At 37.0% G+C, this 23,443-nt stretch carries 15 protein-coding genes; 14 read left to right on the forward strand and 1 reads right to left on the reverse strand.

Annotated features, from left to right (window positions below):
• Positions 1 to 10: 10 nt before the first annotated feature.
• Positions 11 to 1,189, reverse strand: a complete 1,179-nt coding sequence (locus DES48_RS05975) for an ROK family transcriptional regulator (protein WP_113867667.1) — start codon at positions 1,187 to 1,189, stop codon at positions 11 to 13.
• Positions 1,190 to 1,337: 148 nt separating this feature from the next.
• On the opposite strand from DES48_RS05975, the gene xylA reads away from it, so the two are divergent.
• The 14 genes from xylA to DES48_RS06045 all read left to right on the forward strand — a co-directional run bounded on the left by xylA (position 1,338) and on the right by DES48_RS06045 (position 23,441).
• Positions 1,338 to 2,663 carry a xylose isomerase gene (gene xylA / locus DES48_RS05980; protein ID WP_113867669.1) on the forward strand — a complete coding sequence of 442 codons (1,326 nt, stop codon included), beginning with the start codon at positions 1,338 to 1,340 and terminating at the stop codon, positions 2,661 to 2,663.
• A gap of 48 nt (positions 2,664 to 2,711) precedes the next feature.
• Positions 2,712 to 4,211, forward strand: coding sequence for a xylulokinase (xylB, locus tag DES48_RS05985; RefSeq protein WP_113867671.1), 1,500 nt, complete (start codon positions 2,712 to 2,714; stop codon positions 4,209 to 4,211).
• A 342-nt stretch (positions 4,212 to 4,553) separates the two neighbouring features.
• Positions 4,554 to 7,364 carry a glycoside hydrolase family 3 protein gene (locus DES48_RS05990; RefSeq protein WP_113867673.1) on the forward strand — a complete coding sequence of 937 codons (2,811 nt, stop codon included), beginning with the start codon at positions 4,554 to 4,556 and terminating at the stop codon, positions 7,362 to 7,364.
• Between the two features lies 1 nt (position 7,365).
• A complete protein-coding gene (locus DES48_RS05995; protein WP_113867675.1) occupies positions 7,366 to 9,687 on the forward strand; it encodes a glycosyl hydrolase family 95 catalytic domain-containing protein in 2,322 nt (773 codons plus the stop codon).
• Complete coding sequence (locus DES48_RS06000) at positions 9,677 to 11,149, forward strand: glycoside hydrolase family 1 protein (RefSeq protein WP_113867677.1); 1,473 nt, start codon at positions 9,677 to 9,679, stop codon at positions 11,147 to 11,149. The genes DES48_RS05995 and DES48_RS06000 overlap by 11 nt, the downstream gene beginning before the upstream one ends.
• Before the next feature lie 57 nt (positions 11,150 to 11,206).
• A complete protein-coding gene (locus tag DES48_RS06005) occupies positions 11,207 to 13,018 on the forward strand; it encodes a cache domain-containing sensor histidine kinase (RefSeq protein ID WP_113867679.1) in 1,812 nt (603 codons plus the stop codon).
• Between the two features lie 26 nt (positions 13,019 to 13,044).
• The gene (locus DES48_RS06010; protein WP_113867681.1) at positions 13,045 to 14,592 is read left to right on the forward strand and encodes a response regulator; all 1,548 of its coding nucleotides are present in this window, start codon (positions 13,045 to 13,047) and stop codon (positions 14,590 to 14,592) included.
• Positions 14,589 to 15,293 (forward strand): YesL family protein, encoded by a 705-nt coding sequence (locus DES48_RS06015; protein ID WP_113867683.1) that lies wholly within the window; start codon positions 14,589 to 14,591, stop codon positions 15,291 to 15,293. The genes DES48_RS06010 and DES48_RS06015 overlap by 4 nt, the downstream gene beginning before the upstream one ends.
• Before the next feature lie 35 nt (positions 15,294 to 15,328).
• On the forward strand, positions 15,329 to 16,627 hold the full coding sequence (locus DES48_RS06020; protein ID WP_113867685.1) for a DUF4340 domain-containing protein: 1,299 nt from the start codon (positions 15,329 to 15,331) through the stop codon (positions 16,625 to 16,627).
• 318 nt (positions 16,628 to 16,945) lie between these two features.
• Positions 16,946 to 17,806: an ABC transporter permease gene (locus DES48_RS06025; RefSeq protein WP_245911318.1), complete on the forward strand. Its 861-nt coding sequence runs from the start codon at positions 16,946 to 16,948 to the stop codon at positions 17,804 to 17,806.
• 21 nt (positions 17,807 to 17,827) lie between these two features.
• Positions 17,828 to 18,712, forward strand: coding sequence for a carbohydrate ABC transporter permease (locus DES48_RS06030; protein WP_079710811.1), 885 nt, complete (start codon positions 17,828 to 17,830; stop codon positions 18,710 to 18,712).
• Between the two features lie 54 nt (positions 18,713 to 18,766).
• The gene (locus tag DES48_RS06035) at positions 18,767 to 20,431 is read left to right on the forward strand and encodes an ABC transporter substrate-binding protein (RefSeq protein WP_113867689.1); all 1,665 of its coding nucleotides are present in this window, start codon (positions 18,767 to 18,769) and stop codon (positions 20,429 to 20,431) included.
• 72 nt (positions 20,432 to 20,503) lie between these two features.
• On the forward strand, positions 20,504 to 21,391 hold the full coding sequence (locus DES48_RS06040) for an ROK family protein (RefSeq protein WP_113867691.1): 888 nt from the start codon (positions 20,504 to 20,506) through the stop codon (positions 21,389 to 21,391).
• A gap of 25 nt (positions 21,392 to 21,416) precedes the next feature.
• Positions 21,417 to 23,441: a beta-galactosidase gene (locus DES48_RS06045; RefSeq protein WP_113867693.1), complete on the forward strand. Its 2,025-nt coding sequence runs from the start codon at positions 21,417 to 21,419 to the stop codon at positions 23,439 to 23,441.
• Positions 23,442 to 23,443 lie beyond the last annotated feature (2 nt).

Raw genomic sequence — 23,443 nt, forward strand, 5'->3', positions numbered from 1 at the left:
TTTTTATAATTTATTCTAGTAATGGTCTTTCTTGCAAGAATTGTTCCATTGTAAAAGCTGACATTCCATACACAGTTGAATACATATTTAAGCTTGAAAATTGCACGTTTAGTTGTTCTTGATGAAAACCAATCGCATGTTCTTCTATCATATGTTCCATGGCTGGACGAATCCATTTTTCGGCTTTGGCCATTTGATTTCCAATGACAATCATACGTGGATTGAAAATATTGATACAATTAGTCAAGCCAATTCCGATATAGGTACCAATGGTATTAAATAAAGCGATAGCTGTTTCGTCTCCGCTGTTTGCTAAATCAATTAAAACATGGAGCGGATCATTCGTATTTTGGTCAATAAGTTTAGCTTCGTAAGCTTGCTTTATTAATGCTTGTTCAGAAGCGTAGCGCTCCCAACATCCTTTATTCCCACAACGGCAGGGGATCCCGTCCTTTTCAATTGTCATGTGGCCTAATTCACCAGAAAAACCTTGCATACCTTTGTATAGCTTGTTATCCAAAATTAATCCAACTCCAATTCCAGCACCAATACTAGCATAAATCATGTGGTCCACCGCTTCTTCAAAGCCAAATACTTTTTCCCCATACGCACCAGCATTTGCTTCATTTTCAATGACTACTGGGAGATGGTAGTGCTGTTCCATGTGTGCTTTGAGGTCAATGCGCTTCCACCCCAGATTGGGCGCAAGTAAGATTTCTCCTTCGTTACTTATCACACCTGGCACCCCGATTCCAATGCCGACAATACCATAGGGACTAGTTGGCGCAGCTTTAATTAAGGTATCAATGACTTCCATTAATCTCTTCATGACTTGATTAAAATTGGTTGTCTCGATCAGAACGCGTTGCTCATGCACGATGTTTCCTTCTAAATCCGTAAGCACGCCTAGGATGTCGTGTACCCTTAAATCTATCGCGATTGAAAAACCAGCACTTTGGTTAAATAACAGCATAACCGGTCGACGTCCACCACTTGATTCACCGGGTCCTGATTCTTCAATGATTTTTTCACCCAATAATTCCTGGACTAAAGATGATACGGTACTTTTATTTAACCCAGTTTGTTGCGCTATTGCAGCGCGCGAAATGGGGGTACGATTAATAATCGTTTCTAATACAATGGTTTTATTTTCTTTTTTTATAATATGTTGATTCCACGTTTGATGCATGTGTTCTCCTACTTTCTTCACGTTTGATTATATCGTAGCATGCTACATAATAGTTTACCAAAAACTTTGTTTATTGACTAGACAAACTAAGTTAGTATTGCTATACTTTACCTAAAGTTAGCCAAAAATATAAAGGTGGGTGTGTGTAATGGTGTATTTTGAAAACGTTAACAAAATTGGTTATGAAGGAGCAACATCGACTAATCCACTTGCATTTAAATTTTACAATCCGAAAGAGAAAATCAATGGAAAAACAATGGAGGAATTTCTTCGGTTTGGTGTTGCCTATTGGCATACATTTACCCAAGATTTATCAGATCCGTTTGGGGCGGGGACAGCGATTAGACCGTGGGACAAATTCACAGGAATGGATCAAGCAAAAGCACGAGTAGAAGCGGCTTTTGAGTTTTTTGAAAAATTAGGGGTAAAGTATTTTTGTTTTCATGATGTTGATATTGCACCCGAAGGAGCTACATTAAGAGAAACGAATAAAAATTTAGATGATATTGTAGCAATGATAAAAGATTACATGAAAGATTCTGATGTGCAATTGCTTTGGAACACTGCGAATAATTTCACACATCCCCGTTTTGTCCATGGCGCAGCTTCTTCCAGTCATGCAGATGTATTTGCATATGCAGCTGCAAAAGTAAAAAAAGGTTTAGAAATTGGAAAAGAGTTGGGGGGAGAAAATTATGTGTTTTGGGGTGGTCGGGAAGGCTATGAAACACTGTTAAACACAGACCTAAAATTAGAACAAGATAATTTAGCGCGCTTTTTCCAAATGGCTGTAAACTATGCTAAAGAAATTAATTTTGATGCACAATTTTTAATTGAACCAAAGCCAAAAGAACCGACTACCCATCAATATGATTTTGACAGCCAATCAGCGCATGCATTTCTATTAAACTATGGTTTACAAGACCAGTTTAAATTAAACATTGAAGCAAATCATGCAACTTTAGCAGGACATACATTTGAGCATGAATTACGCTACGCACGAATTAATGGCATATTGGGATCTGTGGATGCGAACCAAGGGGATCCTTTATTGGGCTGGGATACCGATGAGTTTCCAACTGACCTATATTCTACTACCCTAGCAATGTACGAAATTATTAAAAACGGTGGATTAGGTAAAGGTGGTCTAAACTTTGATGCCAAAGTTCGTCGTGGCTCATTCGAACCGGTGGATTTGTTCCATGCCCATATTGCAGGGATGGATAGTTTTACTATTGGATACAAAGCTGCAGCGAAGATAGCGGAGGATCAAGTATTTGAGCGGATTTTAACAGATCGTTATAGCACTTTCAGTAAAGGGATTGGTTTAGCAATTGTAAATGATAAAACTAATTTTAAACAATTAGAGGAGCATGTTTTAGATTTAAAGGACATCAAACTCAAATCAGGACGGTTAGAAGTCATTAAAGCAACGATTAATCAATATTTACTACAAGTGACAGCAGCAAAATAATACAAGCAGGGGGCTATCCCTGCTTCTTCTTTCGAGAGGGGAGAACAGATGAAATATGTGATTGGTATCGATTTGGGAACAAGTGCAGTTAAAGTTTTATTGATAGATCAAGATGGCAAGGTTTGTGATGAGGTATCTCGATCATTTGACTTGCTGCGTCCACAAGCGGGGTATAGTGAACAGAATCCAGAAGACTGGGTTACGCAGACTGTGGATGCCTTAACCGTACTAACTAATCGTTTTACTGCAGATGTGACAACAATTAAAGGTATTAGTTTTTCTGGACAGATGCACGGATTAGTCCTGTTAAATGAAGAGAAGCACGTGTTACGTCCAGCGATACTGTGGAACGACACCCGCACAACAAAACAATGTCAGGAAATTTACGAAAAAGTTGGAAAAGAGCGTTTTATCGCTATTACTAAAAACTTAGCGCTAGAAGGATTTACTTTACCTAAAATCCTTTGGGTTAAAGAGCATGAACCAGCGATTTTTGCTCGAGCGACTACCTTTGTTTTACCGAAAGACTATTTACGGTATCGGTTAACAGGCGAGCTTGGAATAGATTATTCTGATGCTGCCGGAACCAGCTTACTTAACGTTGTTGAACAGACATGGAGTGAAGAAATTGCAAATGCAGTAGAGGTTCCATTATCTCTTTGTCCGCCACTGCTCGATTCGGCGGATAATGTAGGAATGCTTACAGAAGAAGTGGCTCAATCGACTGGACTTGATCGTACAACAAATGTATTTGCTGGCGGAGCAGACAATGCCTGTGGCGCGATTGGTTCAGGAATTCTTTCGGAAGGAAAAACGTTCGTCAGTATTGGTACATCGGGTGTTGTCTTGTCTTATGAGCCAACTGGTGAAAAAAATTATCAAGGGAAAGTACACTATTTTAATCATGGTAAACAAGATGCGTATTACACAATGGGAGTAACTTTGGCAGCAGGGTATAGTCTGCAATGGTTCAAACAGACTTTTGCAGCTGAATTAGATTTTGATGATTTATTGAAAGATGTTGGATCTGTTCCAGTTGGATCACACGGTTTACTGTTTACACCATACATTGTTGGTGAGCGAACGCCACATGCAGACGCAACAATACGAGGAAGTTTTATCGGAATGGATAGCTCCCATCGATTAGCTGATTTTACGCGGTCGGTTTTAGAAGGTATTACTTTTTCATTAAATGAATCAATTGAAATATTTAGAGCAAGCGGAAAAGAGATTGACCGCATCTATGCGATTGGTGGTGGTGCTAACAATAAAGTTTGGCTCCAGATGCAAGCGGATATTTTTAATGCCACAATTGTAAAATTAACGAGTGAACAAGGACCAGGAATGGGGGCTGCCATGTTAGCGGCGTACGGATCAGGATGGTTCGATTCACTTAACGCATGTGCCAATCACTTTTTACAAGAGGCTGAAACCTACCACCCTATCCCAGAAAATGTAGTAGCTTATCACGAATTATTTTCGTTATATAAGCAAGTCTATCACCAAACTGCGCCACTTAATCAATCATTAATGACATTTCGATCGTAGGTTATAAGGCAGTGTGTCCAATAAATTAGTGGTTGATTTTATATAAAAAACGGATACACTGCTTTATAATCTCCATTTAATCGAAATGTGACAAAGATATGTTATCTTTAATCACAAGAAATTCCCATTTAATAAATGTACTACGCAAAAACTTCCACACCGACGCCGACAATCTCCGTAACAATTGTTAGATAAGCAACCATAGCGAACCACCGCTTTCGCAACTAACCACCTCTAGTTTTGACATGATTTTGTATCTTGTTTATTATCTTTAAAAGTGAAAGCGTTTACTATTTAATAGAAGAAAAGCGATATCTCCAGTATCAAAAAGGGGGAGAAGTAATGGATTATACGTTTCAAAACCAAGCGCTACCTTTAACAGAGCGGGTTGATGATCTAATCAAACGGCTCACATTACAAGAAAAGATTTCTTTATTATCTACTTCGCAAAGTGCCATTCAACGACTTGGAATTAAAGCATACGAGATAGGAGGAGAAGCTGCACATGGTGTAGTGGATCGGAAAGGTGGAAAAACGACTGTTTTTCCACAACCAATTGGATTGTCGAGTACTTGGAACCCTTCACTTATACAAGAAGTTGGTTCAGTCATTGGTGATGAAGCAAGGGGATTTTATGATAAATATCAGCAACGTACAGGGTTAACTTTATGGGCGCCAACGATTGATATGGAACGGGATCCACGTTGGGGTAGAACAGAAGAGGCTTACGGGGAAGATCCCTATTTAACAGGTAGATTATCGACTGCTTTGATAAAAGGTATGCAGGGGAATGATCCGTTTTACGTCAAAATGGTTCCTGCTCCAAAACACTTTTTTAGTAACAACAATGAGCACGGTCGTGGACATATGTCCAATAGCATTGATCCACGAAATCGATATGAGTATTACTTAAAAGCTTTTGAACCTGCTTTTACAGAAGCAAATGCGTTGTCGATGATGACAGCTTACAATGGTGTGAATGGTATTCCGGCAATGCAGCTAAAAGAACTGCAACAAGTCGTTCGCGATCAATGGAAAATGGATGGCTTTATTGTCAGTGACGGAGGTGCACTTTCGTTAAATGTTGAAGAATACGGTTACTATTCAACCTATGCGGAGTCGTTAGCAGATGCATTGAAAAAAGGGGTTGATTGTTTTGTTGATGAAAAGGATAAAGTAGAAAAGACTGCACAGCAAGCATTAGATCAAAACTTAATCTCGGAAGCTGATTTAACCATAGCTATTCGCAATATCTTAAAAGTTCGTTTTCGCTTAGGACATTTTGATGCAGATTCGAATCATCATCCTTATGCCAAGATCACTAAAGATGTATTAGCAAATGAAAAACATGCTGCTTTGGCAAGGAAAGTAACGGAAGAATCAATCGTTTTACTGAAAAATCATGAAGAGCTACTCCCTTTAAATGAAAAAAAACTGAAAAAAATAGCAGTTATAGGACCTACAGCAAATTGTGTATTTCGTGATTGGTATACTGGTCACCCACCTTATGTATGTACCCCTTATCAAGGAATTAAAAATCGCGGGCCATCAGCAGATGTACAGTACGTCTCAGGACATGACACAATTGCGTTGAAGCATCAACAATCAAATCTATATGTTACAAGAGCAACTAATTCAAAAGTATACGTCAATGCAAAAAAAATCAATAAAGATGCTCAATGGATCGATGAGGATTGGGGTTGGAATTGGCATTTAGTAAAAAGCGCACTTGATAATAAGTATTTGACACTACCTGAAGATGATCTGAAGTTACAAGCAACAAAAGCAGAAGTGTTTGATTGGTTTGTTCGAGAAAAAATTGGCTTCCATTCTAATCTGAATGATCCAACTCAATATCACCTATCATCATGGCAGGAAGAACCTCTCGAGGTAGCAAACGATGCAACCATCCAAACTGGTAAGCAGGCAGATTCATTTGAAAAAACTATCATTTATTCTGGTATTGAGCAAGCAGTAGAACAAGCAAAAGCAAGTGATGTTGCGATCGTCTGTGTTGGGAACCACCCGATGATTAATGGTAGAGAAACAGAAGATCGACCAGGATTAGGGTTACCACTTCATCAACAAAAATTAATTCAAGCGGTGCATCAAGCCAATCCACGTACCATTGTTGTTGTTATTGGAAGTTACCCATTTTCACTTAATTGGGAACAGGAGCATATTCCAGCAATTCTCTATAGCGCACATGGTTCACAAGAATTGGGCAATGCATTAAGTAGTGTGATGTTTGGCGATGTGTCCCCATCTGGAAAACTAAGCATGACATGGTATAAGCATGCAAAAGAGCTACCATCAATCTTTGATTATGACATTATTAAAGGAAATCGGACATACATGTTTGCCGAAAACAATATTCTCTATCCCTTTGGATATGGATTACATTACGGAAAGGTTACTTATCAACAAGCGAATATAGTGGAGGTTACCAATAATCAGTTAACTATTGCTGTGACCGTAACCAACCAAAGCAAGCAGGCATTTCAAGAAGTCATTCAAATCTATGCACAATTTTTGCAAGCAACATTGAAACGTCCAAACCGTCTACTTGTTGCGTTCCAGAAAGTACCTTTAGCTCCTAATGAGCAGAAAACCATTAGGCTAGTAGTTAAGAAAGCAAATCTTCAATATTATGATGTGGCACAAGAATCCTATCGTTTAGATACAGGAAGCTGTTGTTTTCATATTGGATCGTCTAGTCAAGCGACCAATATAATTACGGAACCAATCATTTTAACAACCGATAAGCAACCACCGCGTTCATTAGAACAACCAACAAAAGCAGAAAATTATAATGATTATGCATATGTGAAGATCGGAAAGGGAGAACACGAAGAAAATGCAGTGATGAGTCAAAAAGAAGGTTGGATTTGCTTTAAAAATGTCATGTTTAAAGAAGCACAGCAACTGCATTATCGCGTCACAACTGATGGTGCACGAGGAGAAGTGCAGTGTTTTCTTGATCAACGTAGAGGTAAACCAGTTACCCGTCAAACCATTGAGGTAGATTACCCACAGCAATGGAAAACACAAGTCATGACTATTCCAACTGATAAAGCAGTACACGATTTATATTTGGTCTTTAAGGGCCCAGTGCATGTTACAACCGTCCAACTAGTAGAAGGAGGAGATTAGGATGTTGAAAACGAAACGTGTTCCAAGAAAAGGCGTTTGGAATGAGTCTCCCGCTACTCGTTGGGAAGAAGCCTATGTTGCCGGGAATGGTATCCAAGGCTTAATGCAATTTGGTAACCCAACAAAAGAAAAGCTGATCGGCAATCACTGTCGCTTATATCTACCTCAAGGTAATGATTTTACGTTACCAGATATGGCGGAGGATTTACCACGTATACGCGAGCTGATTAAACAAGATGGCTATGCAGCCGCGTTAGAAGTGTACGAACTACTTGCCAAACAAAAAGGATATCAAGGGTTAACGATGAGTGATCCGTATCATCCTGCATTTTTTCTTACTATCGCTACTGGTATAACAAACTATCATCATTACTACAAAACAATTAATTACCAAACAGGTGAGATTACGGTTCATTTTCAACAAGATGGCATCCAATTTCAGAGTAAATCGTTTGTTTCCAAGAGTGATAATATTATCGTTTATCAGCTCCAAGCAGATCAGCCGGTCTTAAATTGCAATATCAGTATCGAACCCTTTCAAGAGAAAGGGTTGCGGCGTAATCTTTCGATAGAAAATGATACCTTGTATGCTTGTTATACCTATTTGCATGGTTCAAATGGTTATCAAGTAACCTGTCATGTGAAAGCAAATGGGGCAACTGTACATTCCGATTCAGATAGTATGCAAGTGACACAGACCGATCAAGTATTAATGCTCTTGCAAATTGAGCCAAATGTAACCGAACATCATACGTTACCAACGAAATTGTTGACCATGAATTATGTCCAATTATTTTCTAGACATCAAACAATCCATCAAGCGATGTTTGATCGAGTCCAACTTGATATGACTTCGGATCAAGAACGTTACCGTAGTGTGGAAAGTTTAATAGCTGAAGCAAAGCAACAACAACAAATGTCACCTGTTTTACTAGAAAAAATATATGATGCTGGTCGTTATATGTATCTTTGCAGTGCAGGAGAATTAACACCAAATTTACAAGGAATCTGGACGGGAACATTTCAACCTGCTTGGAGTGGGGATTTTACTTTTGATACAAATGTGCAATTATCCATTGCTTCTGCTTTAACTAGCAATCTAATGGAAGGTTTACATGGATTTTTTCGCTTAATTCATGAACTATTGCCTGATTTTAAAGAGAATGCACAAAAATATTATGGGGCAAGAGGAATTATGTTACCAGCTCACGCAAGTACCACTGGCAAACATGTGCATTGGAATCAGGACTGGCCACTGCATTTTTGGACGTGTGGCGCGGGGTGGCTTGGTCATTGGTTTTATAATTATTATGCATTTACGGGAGATAAAACATTTTTACGTGAAACAGCCGTACCGTATCTCGAACAAGTAGCGCTTTTCTATGAAGACTTTTTGACAGAAGACGATGAGGGAACCTATCGATTTAGTCCATCCTATTCAGCAGAAAATGGATGTGCGGATAATGCAACACAAGATGTAGCTGTAGCAAAAGAATTGTTAGGTAACTTAATAAAAAGTTATCAGTTATTGGGATTACCAGATCCAAACAATCAAATAGTGAAATGGGAAACGATGCTAAAAAAATTACCAGACTATCAAATTAATCAAGATGGTGCACTGAAAGAATGGCTAACTCTTGAGAAGGCAGAAAATTATAACCACCGTCATTTTTCTCATTTGTATCCAATTTTTCAAAGTAGAGAGTTTACGTCGCAAACAAATCCCACCTTATGGCAAGCTAGTCGCACTGCGTTTGATAAAAGGTTAGAAGCTTGGTTAAAGAATGAAGAAGGCGACACGACTTCAACACATGGGCGAATGCATGCGGCTTTGTGTGCAACACAGTTTCATATGCCGAAGTTAATTAGCGAGATATTGACTTTATTAGTTGAAAAAGATTGTTTCTACCCATCATTAATGATGAGTCATTATGATCGTCATGAAGTTTTTAATGTAGATGGCAATGGTGCTTTTCCGCAAGTCATTCATGAATCTTTAGTTGATTGTCATCATAAGACGTTATTTCTACTAGGTTCTCTTCCTGAACAATATGCTAAAGGAACGTTGAAAGGCACGCGCTTAGTAAATCAAATTCAAGTAAAAGATTTAACGTGGGACTTTGTTCAAGGTGCAGTAGAAGTAACGCTTAAGAGTGGTGTAACACAGAAACTTGCCTTACAATTTCCGCTTTATCCACAAGCAAGCATACTTGAACCAAAGCCAATATGTTTGTTAAGCGATACGAACATGTTATTGGAGAAAGATCAAGTAGTAACGATAAAAGTAAATCTAGGAGAGAGTGGAAACGTCGATGTATCATGATAAATTAGATTCATTTCCACCTGGTTTTTTATGGGGGGCAGCATCTGCTGCTTATCAGATTGAAGGAGGTTGGAATACAGATGGTAAAGGAGCTTCCATTTGGGATGAATTCACTAAAATCCCAGGGAAAACATATCAAGGAACAAACGGAGATGTAGCAGTTGACCATTATCACCGCTATCAAGAAGACGTGCGTTTAATGGCCGAGATGGGGTTAAAGACCTATCGTTTTTCTGTTGCTTGGAGTAGGATATTTCCAGATGGAAGTGGAAAAGTAAACGAAAAGGGACTCCAATTTTATGAAGATTTGATCGATGCCTTGTTGGCGAATCAGATTGAACCAGTGTTAACACTATATCATTGGGATATTCCCAAGTCATTACAAGATAGCTACCAAGGATGGGAATCTAGGCAAGCAATCGAGGACTTCTCCCAATATTGCCAAGTACTATTTCACCGCTTTAAAGATAAAGTAACTTATTGGGTAACCTTTAATGAACAAAATGTCTTTACCGCAATGGGATACCGTTGGCAGTCCCATCCACCGAATGTGGCAGATGTGAAACGGATGTTTCAAGCAAATCATGTGATTAATTTGGCGAATGCCACTGCCATCAAGGAATTCCGTAGCATTGTTCCAAATGGAAAGATTGGACCAAGTTTTGGCTACGGACCAATTTACAGCTATGATTGTCAACCAAACAATGTGTTAGCTGCCTTAAATGGAGAAGAGTTTCAGAACCATTGGTGGTTAGATGTCTATGTGCATGGCAAATATCCAAAAGTGACATTTAGACATTTAGAGCGCTTAGGTATTGCGCCGACCATCGAGCCAAGTGACATGGAATTGTTACAATCCGTGAAACCAGATTTTCTTGGGGTGAACTATTACCATGGTGGTACCGTTCGAGTGAATGACTTTAACACTTCTTCGACAACTAATGTTTCAACTATAGACAAATCATTTGAAGCAACCGATCCCTATTTAATGCAACCAAAAGATGAACAGGCACAAAATCCAGAAAAAACAATGTTCACTAGCGTAGCTAATCCTTATTTAGAAAAGACAAAATGGGGATGGGAGATTGATCCTGTTGGGCTACGAATTGCACTACGCCGACTTCAGAATCGCTATGACTTACCAATGTTGATTACCGAAAACGGACTAGGCGCATTGGACGAAAAGACCAATCAAGGCACGATTGAAGATGATTATCGTATAAACTATTTACAATCACATATACATGAAATTCAACAAGCGATTACAGATGGTGTAGATGTCATTGGTTATTGTGCTTGGTCATTTACCGATTTATTAAGCTGGTTAAACGGTTATAAAAAACGTTATGGCTTTGTCTACATTGATCGAGACGATCAATCAGAAAAACAATTAGCACGTATTCCGAAAAAGAGTTTCTATTGGTATAAAAAAGTAATTGAATCGAATGGAAAAATATTGTAAAGCAAAGACGAATGTTGTGTAAGCGTTTTATTTTTTATAAACGAGGAGATATGAGACATGGGTGCATTCTACCAAAAAATAAGTTTGACTCTATTGAATTTAAAGATAAAGAATAAGCTGTTAATTATCTATCTCCTTGCTACAGTTATTCCTGTGCTATTGGCTGGTTTATATTTAAACTATGCGATTCGGACAGTAGTTATAGAAAATGCATTAGATGAAGCGGAATCGAATATCGATAAAATTGAAACAAGGCTCCATACCATGTTATCGCGCGTGACAAGTATTTCTGATTCCATTTATTTAGATCGTGATATGTACACATTACTAAAAAGTGAATACAAATCAAGTCTACAAGTCTACCATGCTTATAACCGTTATCCTGTTTTTGATAATTACTTAACTTATTATGATGAAATCGATAATATTCAGTTTTATATGACTAAGGATATGATTACAGACTCTCATTTCATCCATGCTAATGAAGAAATAGCAGAAAGTTCATGGTATTTACAAGCACAGGACAATCGTGGAAAAATAGCTTGGATCTATAAAGAAGAAGAATGGACAAATAACCGAACCTTGACATTAACTCGAGCGGTTTATGATAATCAAAATAACTTTTTAGGTGTACTTTGTATCTATGTTTCTTCCGATAAATTAAAAGAAATCTCAAGTGGAGAGTTGCACGATGTGATTATCACAATTGACAATAAAACAGTAATCTATCATCAAAATGATGCAATTATTGGTCAACTAGCTTCCAAGTTAACAAGGGAGAATGGGATGCCTAAAGTAGTTCAATCAAACTATGTACTCGATAAGACCTATCAAGGGCAAGAAGTAAAGGTTACTGTTCATCAATTTAAACCAACGAAAGCCTTGTATAACCATATTCAAATTGCCAGTATTGTCCCAGTTGAAACATTAATGAAAAAACCAAATCAGATCTTTATCCGAGGGTTTGCTGTCACATTAGGGGCATTAATTGTTTCTATTGTTGCTTATCGATTCTTTATTCGTTCCTTCAATAAAAGAATTGTTACGTTAAAACAAGCGATGTTTAAAGTCGCCAAAGGAAGGTTTAATATCGGAAAACAAATGGTGGGTAAAGATGAGATTGGTGAAGTTTATGATGAATTGTATCAAACTACGCAAAGCATTCAACAATTGATTGAAGAGGTTTATGTGCACAAAATTAAAGAAGAGCGCTGGCGAAGAAAACAAAAGGAATCAGACTTTAAAATGCTTGCTAGTCAAATTAATCCCCATTTTCTATACAACACGTTAGAAATGATTCGGATGAAAGCAATAATGAATAAAGATCGAGAAGTAGCTGCCATTATTCAAAAACTAAGCAAGATGATGCGTACTGCATTGAAAAGTACTAATCATCAGATCCCCCTTAAAGAAGAAGTAGAATTAATTAGAACGTATTTGGAGATCCAATCCCTGCGTTTTGGTGATCATTTACGTTATCAAATCAATACGGATGTAGAGTTGGATCGGTTGTTTATTTTTCCATTACTCCTTCAACCAATAGTAGAAAATGCCATTATTCATGGGATCGAACCGAAAGAAGGCACAGCTGAAATTAAGGTTTCCATCACGACTAGCGATCAGTTACTACAAATTGAAGTATCAGACAATGGCGTTGGTATGTCAAAAGAAAGACTTAGAACTGTCCTCAATTGGCTATCACAAGAAGATGAGAAGAACGAAGGGAAACGCATCGGTGTGAAAAATGTGCATCAACGTATCCAACTGTATTACGGTGCAAGTTATGGAATGCAGATATATAGCGACGTATCACAAGGAACAATAGTTATTATCAAATTACCAGCAGAACAACTTACTCAAAAGCTTTGATTAATTCCTAAGAAGGAGTGTGCAAAATGTATGAGGTATTGTTAATTGATAATGAACCGATGATTCGTGAAGGGTTAAAGCATATTATTGATTGGAATGAATATGGTTTTTCCATATGCTGTGATGCGATAGATGGACGCGATGGGTTACAAAAAATCCGCACACATCAGCCAGATCTAGCCTTAGTCGATATTCGTATGCCAGGATTATCTGGAATTGAAATGATTCAACAAGCAATCCAAGAAGGGTATCAAACCAAATTTATTATTTTATCTGGTTATTCAAGTTTTTCCTATGCACAACAATTGATTAAGTTAGGCATTACATCTTATTTATTAAAACCAATTGATGAAGAAGAGTTAATCAACTTATTAATCGGTATTAAACAAACGTTTGAAAAAGAGAGAAATATTAATCACCAATTGAAGCAATATAAACAGTTATCAGAAGAACAAACGTGGCACATGTTATTGGAAGGTAAAATGATAGGAAAGGCAACATCTGATTTACCAGCACATATTAGGAACCATACAAATTATCAATTGGTCATGATGTTAAAGCGCGATTTATCCAACAACGCTATTTCACCATCTTTTTTTAACGAAATAACGAATCCAAATGTTAAATTATTATCGGATTCTAATCGGTGGTTTTTTCTGTTTATGGATTTTCAAGAAGATGAAATAATTCGTTATTTACAAAAGCTTTTTATTAAATTGAAAAACCAACCAAATGTTTATTTATCACATGACTTTCAAGCGCTTGATTTACTACCTGAAGCAATTCATCAAATGGAGCAATTACAACAACTTGCTTTTGTTTATGGCAACAAGACTTTTATTTTACAGAAACAATTAGAAAACAAAGGTTGGATCGAGCTAGATATTGACACATTAATTGAACCGATATTGAAAGCATTAGAATTTCAAGATATTGCATTACTACAATCACAGTGGAAGACGCTTATTCGTTATTTTCAAGCACAAGCAATGGATCAAACTGTTATTCAAGCAGAATTAGTAGATTTTTTCATTCAGTTAAATCGTGCGATCAAACATGCCTATCCAGATGTAACTGTTATGGATAAAAATGAAGTGATTGAATCTATCTATCGATCAAGTAATTTACAAGCGATCATCGAGAGAATAGAATTAAAGCTTTGGCATATAGCGAAACATATGGATGGGTTCTTACTTAATGCAGATAACAATATGGATAAAATCATTCATTATATTCATCACTATTATAATCAAGAAATTAATTTAAAAGTATTAGCCAATTTATTTAATTATAATAGCTCGTATTTAGGAAAAAAATTCAAGAAACATACAGGGTATTACTTTCATACCTATTTAGATCAAGTACGAATTGAACAGGCAAAACAACTGTTACAGACGAAAGAATATAAAGTATATGAGATATCTGAACGCATTGGCTATAGTAATATGGATTACTTTTATAAAAAATTCAAGAAATATGTTGGGATGAGTCCGAAAACATACCAAAAAAAGTATAAACTTCAAGAAAATGATGCATTCAACACACAAAAATGCTGTGAGGGGATAGAAAAATGAGTAAATCAATCATCGATCGTCCAATTTATACTATCGTGAATTATATTTATGCCTTTCTAACAACGAATTTTTATTTTTTACTAGCTAACAGTTTATTTATTATTGTTTTCTTCTTAGCGGATTTTACGATTCAAAATATCTTACTGTATTATGTTGCTTTACTACCATTTGGGCCAGCGATCGCGGCTTTATTCGGTGTTATGGGTAAACTAGTTCGTGATAAAGTCACACAACCTACCAAAGATTATTGGTACTATTACCGAAAAAACTTCAAAATAGCCATGAAATACTGGCTGATCCAAGCTACTATTTTTCTAATTTTAATTATAGACATTTATTATGCACAGCTATTTATCTCTTTTCTTGCACCCTTGTTTTTCATCTTTTTAATTGTAAGTGGCTTCATTATGTTATACGCATTTCCTATTTTGACTAAGTTTGAAGTTAAACTAAAAAATCTGTTCTTTGTTTCGTTTTATGCCAATTTTCATTATTTTAAAAAGACATTGTTGAATTTAACGACAGTGGCTGCTTTTGGTGTAATATTCTACGTGCTTCCAGGTGTTGCGACGCTATTTATTACAAGTGTGACTTGTTTTTTTATTATGTTTAATTTACAAACTACTTTTGGGCAAATGGAACAACAACTATCTTATAACGATAACCAGTTAGCGAGGGATAACCATGAACAAATTAATTAAAGCGAGTTTAGTAGTTCTCATTGGTATGACAATGGTTGGTTTTCTATTTTTTTTTAACGAATCACACAACGCCTTCCCATGAATTGAAAGCTGCTACTGTTAAATTAATCACCAATGATCATGAAATTGACGAAATGACGATCCAAACGAGCCAATCATTTACCTTGAAGAAAGAGCAACAAAAATGGATGACGTCAGATAGTGAATTCGCTGTTGACCAAGAAGTAATTACAACAGCTTTACAAGCAATTACGGCATTAGAAGGAAAACCTATAGACGTTGAAAAGAAAGATGTAGGTTTAGATTTCCCGAAAATCATGTTGAAACTTAAGTCTCTTGGCAAAGAGGCACTTGAATTAACAATTGGTGATCTGACTAAAGATAAAACAAAGTATTATGTAGAGGATCGAACGAATCAAGCGATTTATCTCGTTGAGCGTTCATTAATGGAAACGTTTCCGTATAATCCACAAAGTTATCTAGAAAACGCCATTTTATCGTTAGCTGCTGATCGTATAGAACAAATTAATATTAACAATGGTACGGAAACAATTGAATTGACTGCGAAACCTCCTTTTACTGAAGAAGAAACTAAGGCGAGTGTGACAGGCTGGTTTATTCATGCTCCATATCAAGGGTACTATCAAACGGCGTATACCAAAATGTCTGCTATATTATATGGGATCGACCAGTTACAGATGACGGCGTTAATTGAAAAGAATCCAACAGATCTAGAAAAATATGGTTTAGCTGATACTGATTTCACTATCGCTTTTAAAGCAGGGAATAAAACAGAAACTATTAAAATTGGTAATCCAGCCGCAGAGGGGAATTACTATGCTAAATTAGCTGATAAACCGAGTGTTTTTACGATAAATACAGAATTACTAAATTTGTTTAGTTATCCTGCCAAACAAATGCATGATGGCTATATTAAAATGCTTGCTCTCGACACGCTAAATCAATTGGTGGTGAAGACAACAGATGAAACATTTACAGTAGATATTTCCCACCGGCGTAATAATGAGGGAGAGATGACCTCTAAATTCGTTATGAACGATAATGCGATCAATGATAAAACATTTCGTGAGGCATATCAACGCGTTGCTGGTTTAAAAGCTGCTGGATTAATTAAAGAACCTGTAAAAGGGGAACCTAAAATAACAATACAATATGATGTGCAAGTTGCAGGTCATCAGGAAAAACAAGTAAAGATTGAACTATTCGCTTATAATGATGCGCATTACGCTATTTATGTTGATGGTGTTGGTGATTTTGTGGTAAGAAAAGACGAGCTAGACCAAATGATTACAGCTTTACGAGCTCTCAAATAATAGGTTTTTTGGATAGTTTCTTCAACTTTTCACTAAACCAACACCAAGTTAGTCTTAAATCTCTCCTTTTGACAGGATTATATGTCGCTATTCCGCTATTTTTTATGAAAGCGTTTACTATTATAATTAAAGTAAGAACAGAAGCTATTTCGTAACCATAAGGAGAGCGATAAAATGAGCAAACAAATCCATTTAGGTGAAGGAGAGCCCGTTGTACCAGCAGGTGGGGCACCAATCGGTTTGGATAAAAAACCAAACCGAAAACTAAAGAAAAAAAGCTTTTGGAAACGAGTGAAAAGTCAAAAAGCGCTCATCTTAATGGCTTTACCATTCGTGATCTGGTTATTGGTTTTTAAATATATTCCAATTGCGGGTTGGGTAATGGCTTTTCAAAATTATAAACCACAGAATGGTTTTTTTAATCAAGAATGGGTATTCTTGGATCATTTTAAAGAATTATTTCATGAACCGATGTTTTACCGAGCTTTAGAGAATACGCTTGGTATGGGGATTTTGGGGATTGTATTTGGGACTTTGTCTGCGATTACCTTTGCACTTTTATTAAATGAAATGCGATTTGTCTGGTTTAAAAAAATGACCCAAACTATCTCGTATTTACCCCATTTTGTTTCTTGGGTAATTGTAGCAAACATTGTAACTACCATGCTATCGCAAGAAGGGCCCATCAACACCTTATTGATGGGAATGGGCATTATTGATAATCCCATTGGATTTATGTCTAATCCTGACATGTTTTGGGGTATCGTTACCGTATCGGATGTATGGAAAGAAACTGGTTGGAATGCCATCATCTATTTTGCTGCAATGGCTGGGGTAGATCCACAATTATACGAAGCTGCTAAGGTAGATGGAGCAAGTCGATGGCGTCAAATGTGGCATATTACACTTCCTAGTATTCGACCAGTCATTATTGTACTACTTATCTTAAATATTGGTAATCTAATTAACATTGGCTTCGAAAAACAGATGCTCTTAGGAAACAATATTGTTGCGGACAAAGCCTTGGTTATTGATTTATACGCACTAAATTATGGGATCGGGATGTTTCGATATTCTTTTGGTACCGCGATTGGCATATTCAAATCTGTCGTTAGCATTGTTTTAATTTTAATCGCCAATGGATTTGCTAAGCGAGTTGGTGAAGGCCGTGTATTTTAGTAAAAGGAAGGGAGAACCATCATGAACAGAAAAAAATATACGATATTTGATATTGTCTTATTGTTGGTGATGATTGGCGTAGTGATACTAACACTTTATCCGTTTTTAAACATTCTAGCAATTTCATTAAACAATGCGATCGATACAGCACGCGGTGGAATTCATATTTGGCCAAGAGATTTTACCTTTGCTAACTATATTGAAATCTTTGGTAGCAACGATCGACTTTTACAAGCATTTTTAATGTCCATATTACGCACTGTTGTTGGCACAATAACAGGAATTATTGCAAGTACAATGTTGGCTTATACGTTAACAAGACGCGATTTTGTGTTTAACAGACAAGTAGGTTTCATTCTTGTATTAACGATGTTCATTAGTGGCGGTCTAATTCCAGATTACATGTTAATTCGAGAACTTGGGTTAATTAATAATTTTATGGTGTACATCTTACCGTTGTTGATTACAGCATTTAATGTCATCATCATTCGGTCGTTTATGGATAACATTCCAATTGCACTTATGGAATCCGCAAAAATGGATGGAGCGAATGACTTCACGATTTTTTGGAAAATTGTAATTCCACTTAGTTTACCAGTTATTGCAACAATTGCACTGTTCTTAGCTGTTAGTCAGTGGAATATGTGGTTTGATACGTATTTATATGCGAGAGCAAATGAGAACTTAACAACCTTACAATTTGAATTAATGAAAATCTTAGATAACGCAAATATTTCCTCTGGTGATATTACGCAAGGAAATGCCGAAATTGTAGCGGGTCAAACAAGTCCACAATCAATTAAAATGGCTATTACTATTATTGCAACCGTACCAATTTTATTGGTTTATCCATTTTTACAAAAATATTTTGTAACCGGTTTAACATTAGGTGCAGTGAAAAGTTAATGTATTGGTATTAATGCAAATTAATATAAAACACTTATTAAATGGAGGGGAAATATGGTGAAAAAGCATTTTTGGTTTGGAATACTATTGCTGGTTGGGGTGTTGCTTCTATCAGCTTGTCAAGATGATACCGCTACAACTGACGATTCTAGTAGTGGATCATCAGATGAACCAGTAACATTAACATTTTTTAGTTCCGATGGTGTAGAAAAAGAATTCAATGATCCTGTCGCCCAGAAAATCACAGAAGAAACGGGCGTTGAATTGGAATTGGATTATCCAGTGGGAGGTAACGATGAAGCAATTCCATTAATGATCGCCAGTGGTGACTATCCTGATTTAATTTTTGCAAAAGGTGATATCGGAAAATTGATTGATGCTGGTGGTGTAATTAAATTAGACGACTTGATTGAAGAAAAAGGGGACAACTTAAAGGCGATGTATGGCGATCAACTCGATCGACTTCGTAATTCAATAGACGATCCGAGTATTTATACAGTTGGTACCTACGGTGTGAATAATGCTTATTGGGAAACAAGTGGAACATTCCAAATTCAATTAGATGTATTACGTGAGTTAGGCTATCCAGAAATAAATACATTAGAAGATTTTGAGGCAGCGATTACGGAATACTATGAAAAATATCCTGAAATTGATGGCCAAAAAACAATTCCGCTTTCTTTACTAGGCAGTGATTGGCGCTGGTTAATAACAGTTGGTAACCCAGCAGGTTTTGCAGCTGGGTTAGAAGATGATGGTCAATGGGCTGTTAATGATGAAACTGGAGAAGCGACGTATAAGTTTCTATTACCAGAATTGAAAGAGTACTTTAAATGGTTGAATGGATTGAATGATAAAGGACTTTTAGACCCTGAATCGTTTACCCATACCTATGATACCTATATTTCAAAAGTCTCTTCTGGTCGTGTACTCAGTGTAGCCGATCAAGATTGGGATATAGCGGATGCAGATAAAGCACTTGTCCAAGACGGAAAAGAAGAAAGAACCTATGCACCGCTTCCGGTTACCTTAACTGAAGATTACCAGTCTAAGGGATTAAAAGATTATGGATTTGCTGGTGGTTGGGGAATAGCCATTTCTTCTACAAGTGAACATCAAGAGAAAGCATTTGAATTTTTAGATTGGATGGCATCAGAAGAAGCACAGATTTTAACTAATTGGGGAATTGAAGGTGTTAATTATGACATCGTTGACGGTAAACGTGTCATGAAAGAAGAGGACCGTCAACGCATGAATAACGATGCAGATTATGGAAAAGAAACTGGTGTAGGCTTTTACGTTTACCCATTCCCTCAATGGGGAACCGCTGCGGTTGATTCGAATGGTCAATCCATTACACCAGATTCAGAACAAGATATTATCGATAACTTCAACAGTGCGGAAAAAGAAGTACTTGCTGAATACGACATGGAGAATTGGATTGATTGGTTCCCTCCAACTGAGGAGTTAGGTGTATCCAAGCATGGTTCAGTTGCTAACTTTACTATTCCATCTGATAGTGATTTGCAAGTGATTCAACAAAAAGCGGATGACCTAATCCAACAACGTATCACCGAAGCTATTCTTGCAAAACCTGCTTCATTTGACTCGGTTTGGGATAAGATGCTCAGCGAGTTAAAAGATATGGATATTGAAACGGCGAATCAAGCAATGACAAAGATGGTTAAGGATAAGAAAGAACTTTGGGGAACAAACTAAATGGTTGTATTAAGCCTGTCTTCAATACCAGTGGATGCAGGCTTGATACATAGAAGAAAGTTGTGATAACGGATGTCAAAAAGTTATTTATGCTTTGATGTTGGTGGTACCAATGTGAAATATGGTGTGTTGCAGTCAAACGGAACGATTACCATGCAAGCAAGTTTCCCAACGAACAAACATGATGCTGATCTATTTATTAGTGACATGGTGCAATGTATTAATGATCTTTCTGCAACATATACCTTTGAAATGGTAGCGGTTAGTTTTCCAGGTTTTATTGATCCGTATACGGGTTTCGCTCATCATGCTGGAGCGATTGAAGTACTAGATGGACAAAATATTAAAGCATTAATTGAACAAAACATTGATTTCCCGGTAGTGATAGAGAATGATGCGAATTGTGCGGCATTAGCTGAAAAGCTAAATGGAAATGCAGTCACATGTGATGACTTTATTTGTATGACAGTTGGTACAGGGATCGGAGGTGGAATTTTTATTAATAATCAGCTGGTCCGTGGCCACAGTTTTCGCGCTGGTGAATTCGGTATGATGATTGTCAATGGATTGGAACACGGTTATCAAAATATGCATCAGATAGCATCAACTAGTGCACTGATTCAACGCTACAAAGAAGTAATGAGGATCGATCAATTAACAATAGTAGAAGGAGAAGAAGTGTTTCAAGCTACCAAAGACAACACCGAATTACAAAAGGAAATTGATCAATGGTATCAGCATCTCAGTGCAGGCATATTTAATTTAATTTCTACGTTAAATCCAGAAAAACTATTAATTGGTGGAGCAATTAGTATTCGTGATGACTTATTTGAAGCGATCCATCAACACTTAAATCAAATTGATTTGTGGCAAGCGATAAAAGTGCCAATTGAGCCTTGCAAACATCATAATAATGCTGGGTTACTAGGGGCTTTGTATGTCGCTATGGAAAACCCGTAAATACAAATAAGGAGGAATTGAATTTATGATGAACAAAGCACTACCAAAAATATGGTATGGCGGTGACTATAATCCAGAACAGTGGGATGAAGCAACCTGGTCGGAAGATATTCGTATGTTTAAATTAGCTGGAATTGATATAGCAACAATCAATGTGTTTGCTTGGGCATTGAATCAACCAAGCGAAAATACGTATGATTTTTCGTGGCTCGACCAGACAATTGATCGTTTGTATCAAAACGGTATTTATATTTGTTTAGCAACGAGTACAGCAGCACATCCGGCATGGATGGCAAAACGATATCCAGATATTCGACGTGTCGACTTTAATGGTAGAAAACGAGCATTTGGCGGTAGGCACAATTCTTGTCCTAATAGTCTTACCTATCAAAAATATGCTGCACGTATGGCAGATAAACTTGCCGAAAGATATCACAATCATCCAGCGATTTTGGTTTGGCATGTTTCTAATGAATATGGTGGGTATTGTTATTGTGAAAACTGTCAAAAGCAATTTCGTGTTTGGCTAAAAGATCGTTACCATACAATCGAAGCAGTTAATCAGGCATGGAATACAAATTTTTGGGGCCATACGTTTTATGATTGGGATGAAATTGTCGTTCCTAGTGGATTGAGTGAAGAGTGGGAAAATGGAAATAATACCAACTTTCAAGGGATGTCACTGGATTATAGGCGTTTTCAATCAGACAGTTTACTAGAAACATATAAGTTAGAACGAGATCAAATTAAAAAATACACTTCAACTACACCTGTGACAACAAATTTAATGGGACTTCACCCAGAATTAGATTATTTTAAATGGGCAAAAGAAATGGATGTCATTTCATGGGATAATTATCCTTCGATTAATACACCGGTAAGTTTAACAGCAATGACACATGATTTAATGCGTGGTTTAAAAAGCGGTGAGCCATTTATGTTAATGGAACAAACACCTAGCCAACAAAACTGGCAACCATTTAATGCGTTGAAACGTCCAGGTGTTATGCGTTTATGGAGTTATCAAGCGGTGGCTCGTGGTGCGGATACCGTTATGTTTTTTCAATTACGCAGGTCAAGAGGAGCAACAGAAAAATACCATGGTGCGGTTATTGAACATGTCGGGCATGAACATACTCGTGTATTTAAAGAAACAGCTCACCTTGGTAAAGAGTTAAATACATTATCTGATCAAATCGTTGATGCGCGTATTCAAGCAAAGGTAGCCATTGTGTTTGATTGGGAAAATCGATGGGCTATTCAACTCTCCAGTGGTCCTTCAGTGGCACTTGATTATGTAGAAGAAGTCCATAAATATTATGACGCTTTTTATCAAAAAAATATCCCTGTTGATATGATCGGTGTAGATGAGGATTTAAGTCAATATGATTTAGTTATTGCCCCGGTGCTGTACATGGTGAAACAAGGGCATGCTGAACGACTCAAGCAATTTGTGAAAGATGGCGGTACGTTCGTCACGACATTTTTTAGTGGGATTGTTAATGAAAATGATTTAGTGGCGCTCGGCGGATATCCAGGAGAATTTCGAGATTTGATGGGGATATGGTCGGAAGAAATCGATGCCCTTGAGCCTACTCATTACAATGAAATCATGTTTCATAAAACTTTTGGTTCATTGAAAGGGCACTATAATTGCAATCTACTATTTGATCTAATTCATTCGGAAACTGCTGAAGTGTTAGCCACGTATGGCGATGACTTTTATCAAGGTATACCTGTGGTAACGAAAAATAAATTTGGTAAAGGTCAAGCATATTATATTGCTTCTAGTCCTGATCAATCCTTCATGCTAGATTTTGTGGATACATTACGTAAAAAGCTTGCACTTGAGGTAGCAGCAAATGCGGAAACAGGTGTGGAGATTATTGCTAGAGAAAAAGATGGGAAGAAAATATTTTTCATCCTCAACCATAATGCTGGAAACGCAACATTTGATTTAGGTGAACGAGAACTAATAGATCAGCTATCAGGGATACAATATACTGGGGAATCAGAAATCCAAGGTCATGATGTACTCATTCTAAGCTAAGT

The sequence above is a fragment of the Paraliobacillus ryukyuensis genome (assembly GCF_003315295.1).
GTDB lineage: Bacteria > Bacillota > Bacilli > Bacillales > Amphibacillaceae > Paraliobacillus > Paraliobacillus ryukyuensis.

Coding starts and splice junctions, on each gene's coding strand:
- DES48_RS06010 (WP_113867681.1), top strand. CDS start 13,045: ATGTATGAGGTATTGTTAATTGATAATGAACCGATGATTCGTGAAGGG.
- DES48_RS05995 (WP_113867675.1), top strand. CDS start 7,366: ATGTTGAAAACGAAACGTGTTCCAAGAAAAGGCGTTTGGAATGAGTCT.
- DES48_RS06005 (WP_113867679.1), top strand. CDS start 11,207: ATGGGTGCATTCTACCAAAAAATAAGTTTGACTCTATTGAATTTAAAG.
- DES48_RS06040 (WP_113867691.1), top strand. CDS start 20,504: ATGTCAAAAAGTTATTTATGCTTTGATGTTGGTGGTACCAATGTGAAA.
- DES48_RS06025 (WP_245911318.1), top strand. CDS start 16,946: ATGGCTTTACCATTCGTGATCTGGTTATTGGTTTTTAAATATATTCCA.
- xylB (WP_113867671.1), top strand. CDS start 2,712: ATGAAATATGTGATTGGTATCGATTTGGGAACAAGTGCAGTTAAAGTT.
- DES48_RS06030 (WP_079710811.1), top strand. CDS start 17,828: ATGAACAGAAAAAAATATACGATATTTGATATTGTCTTATTGTTGGTG.
- DES48_RS06035 (WP_113867689.1), top strand. CDS start 18,767: ATGGTGAAAAAGCATTTTTGGTTTGGAATACTATTGCTGGTTGGGGTG.
- DES48_RS05975 (WP_113867667.1), bottom strand. CDS start 1,189: ATGCATCAAACGTGGAATCAACATATTATAAAAAAAGAAAATAAAACC.
- DES48_RS06000 (WP_113867677.1), top strand. CDS start 9,677: ATGTATCATGATAAATTAGATTCATTTCCACCTGGTTTTTTATGGGGG.
- DES48_RS06045 (WP_113867693.1), top strand. CDS start 21,417: ATGATGAACAAAGCACTACCAAAAATATGGTATGGCGGTGACTATAAT.
- DES48_RS06015 (WP_113867683.1), top strand. CDS start 14,589: ATGAGTAAATCAATCATCGATCGTCCAATTTATACTATCGTGAATTAT.
- DES48_RS05990 (WP_113867673.1), top strand. CDS start 4,554: ATGGATTATACGTTTCAAAACCAAGCGCTACCTTTAACAGAGCGGGTT.
- xylA (WP_113867669.1), top strand. CDS start 1,338: ATGGTGTATTTTGAAAACGTTAACAAAATTGGTTATGAAGGAGCAACA.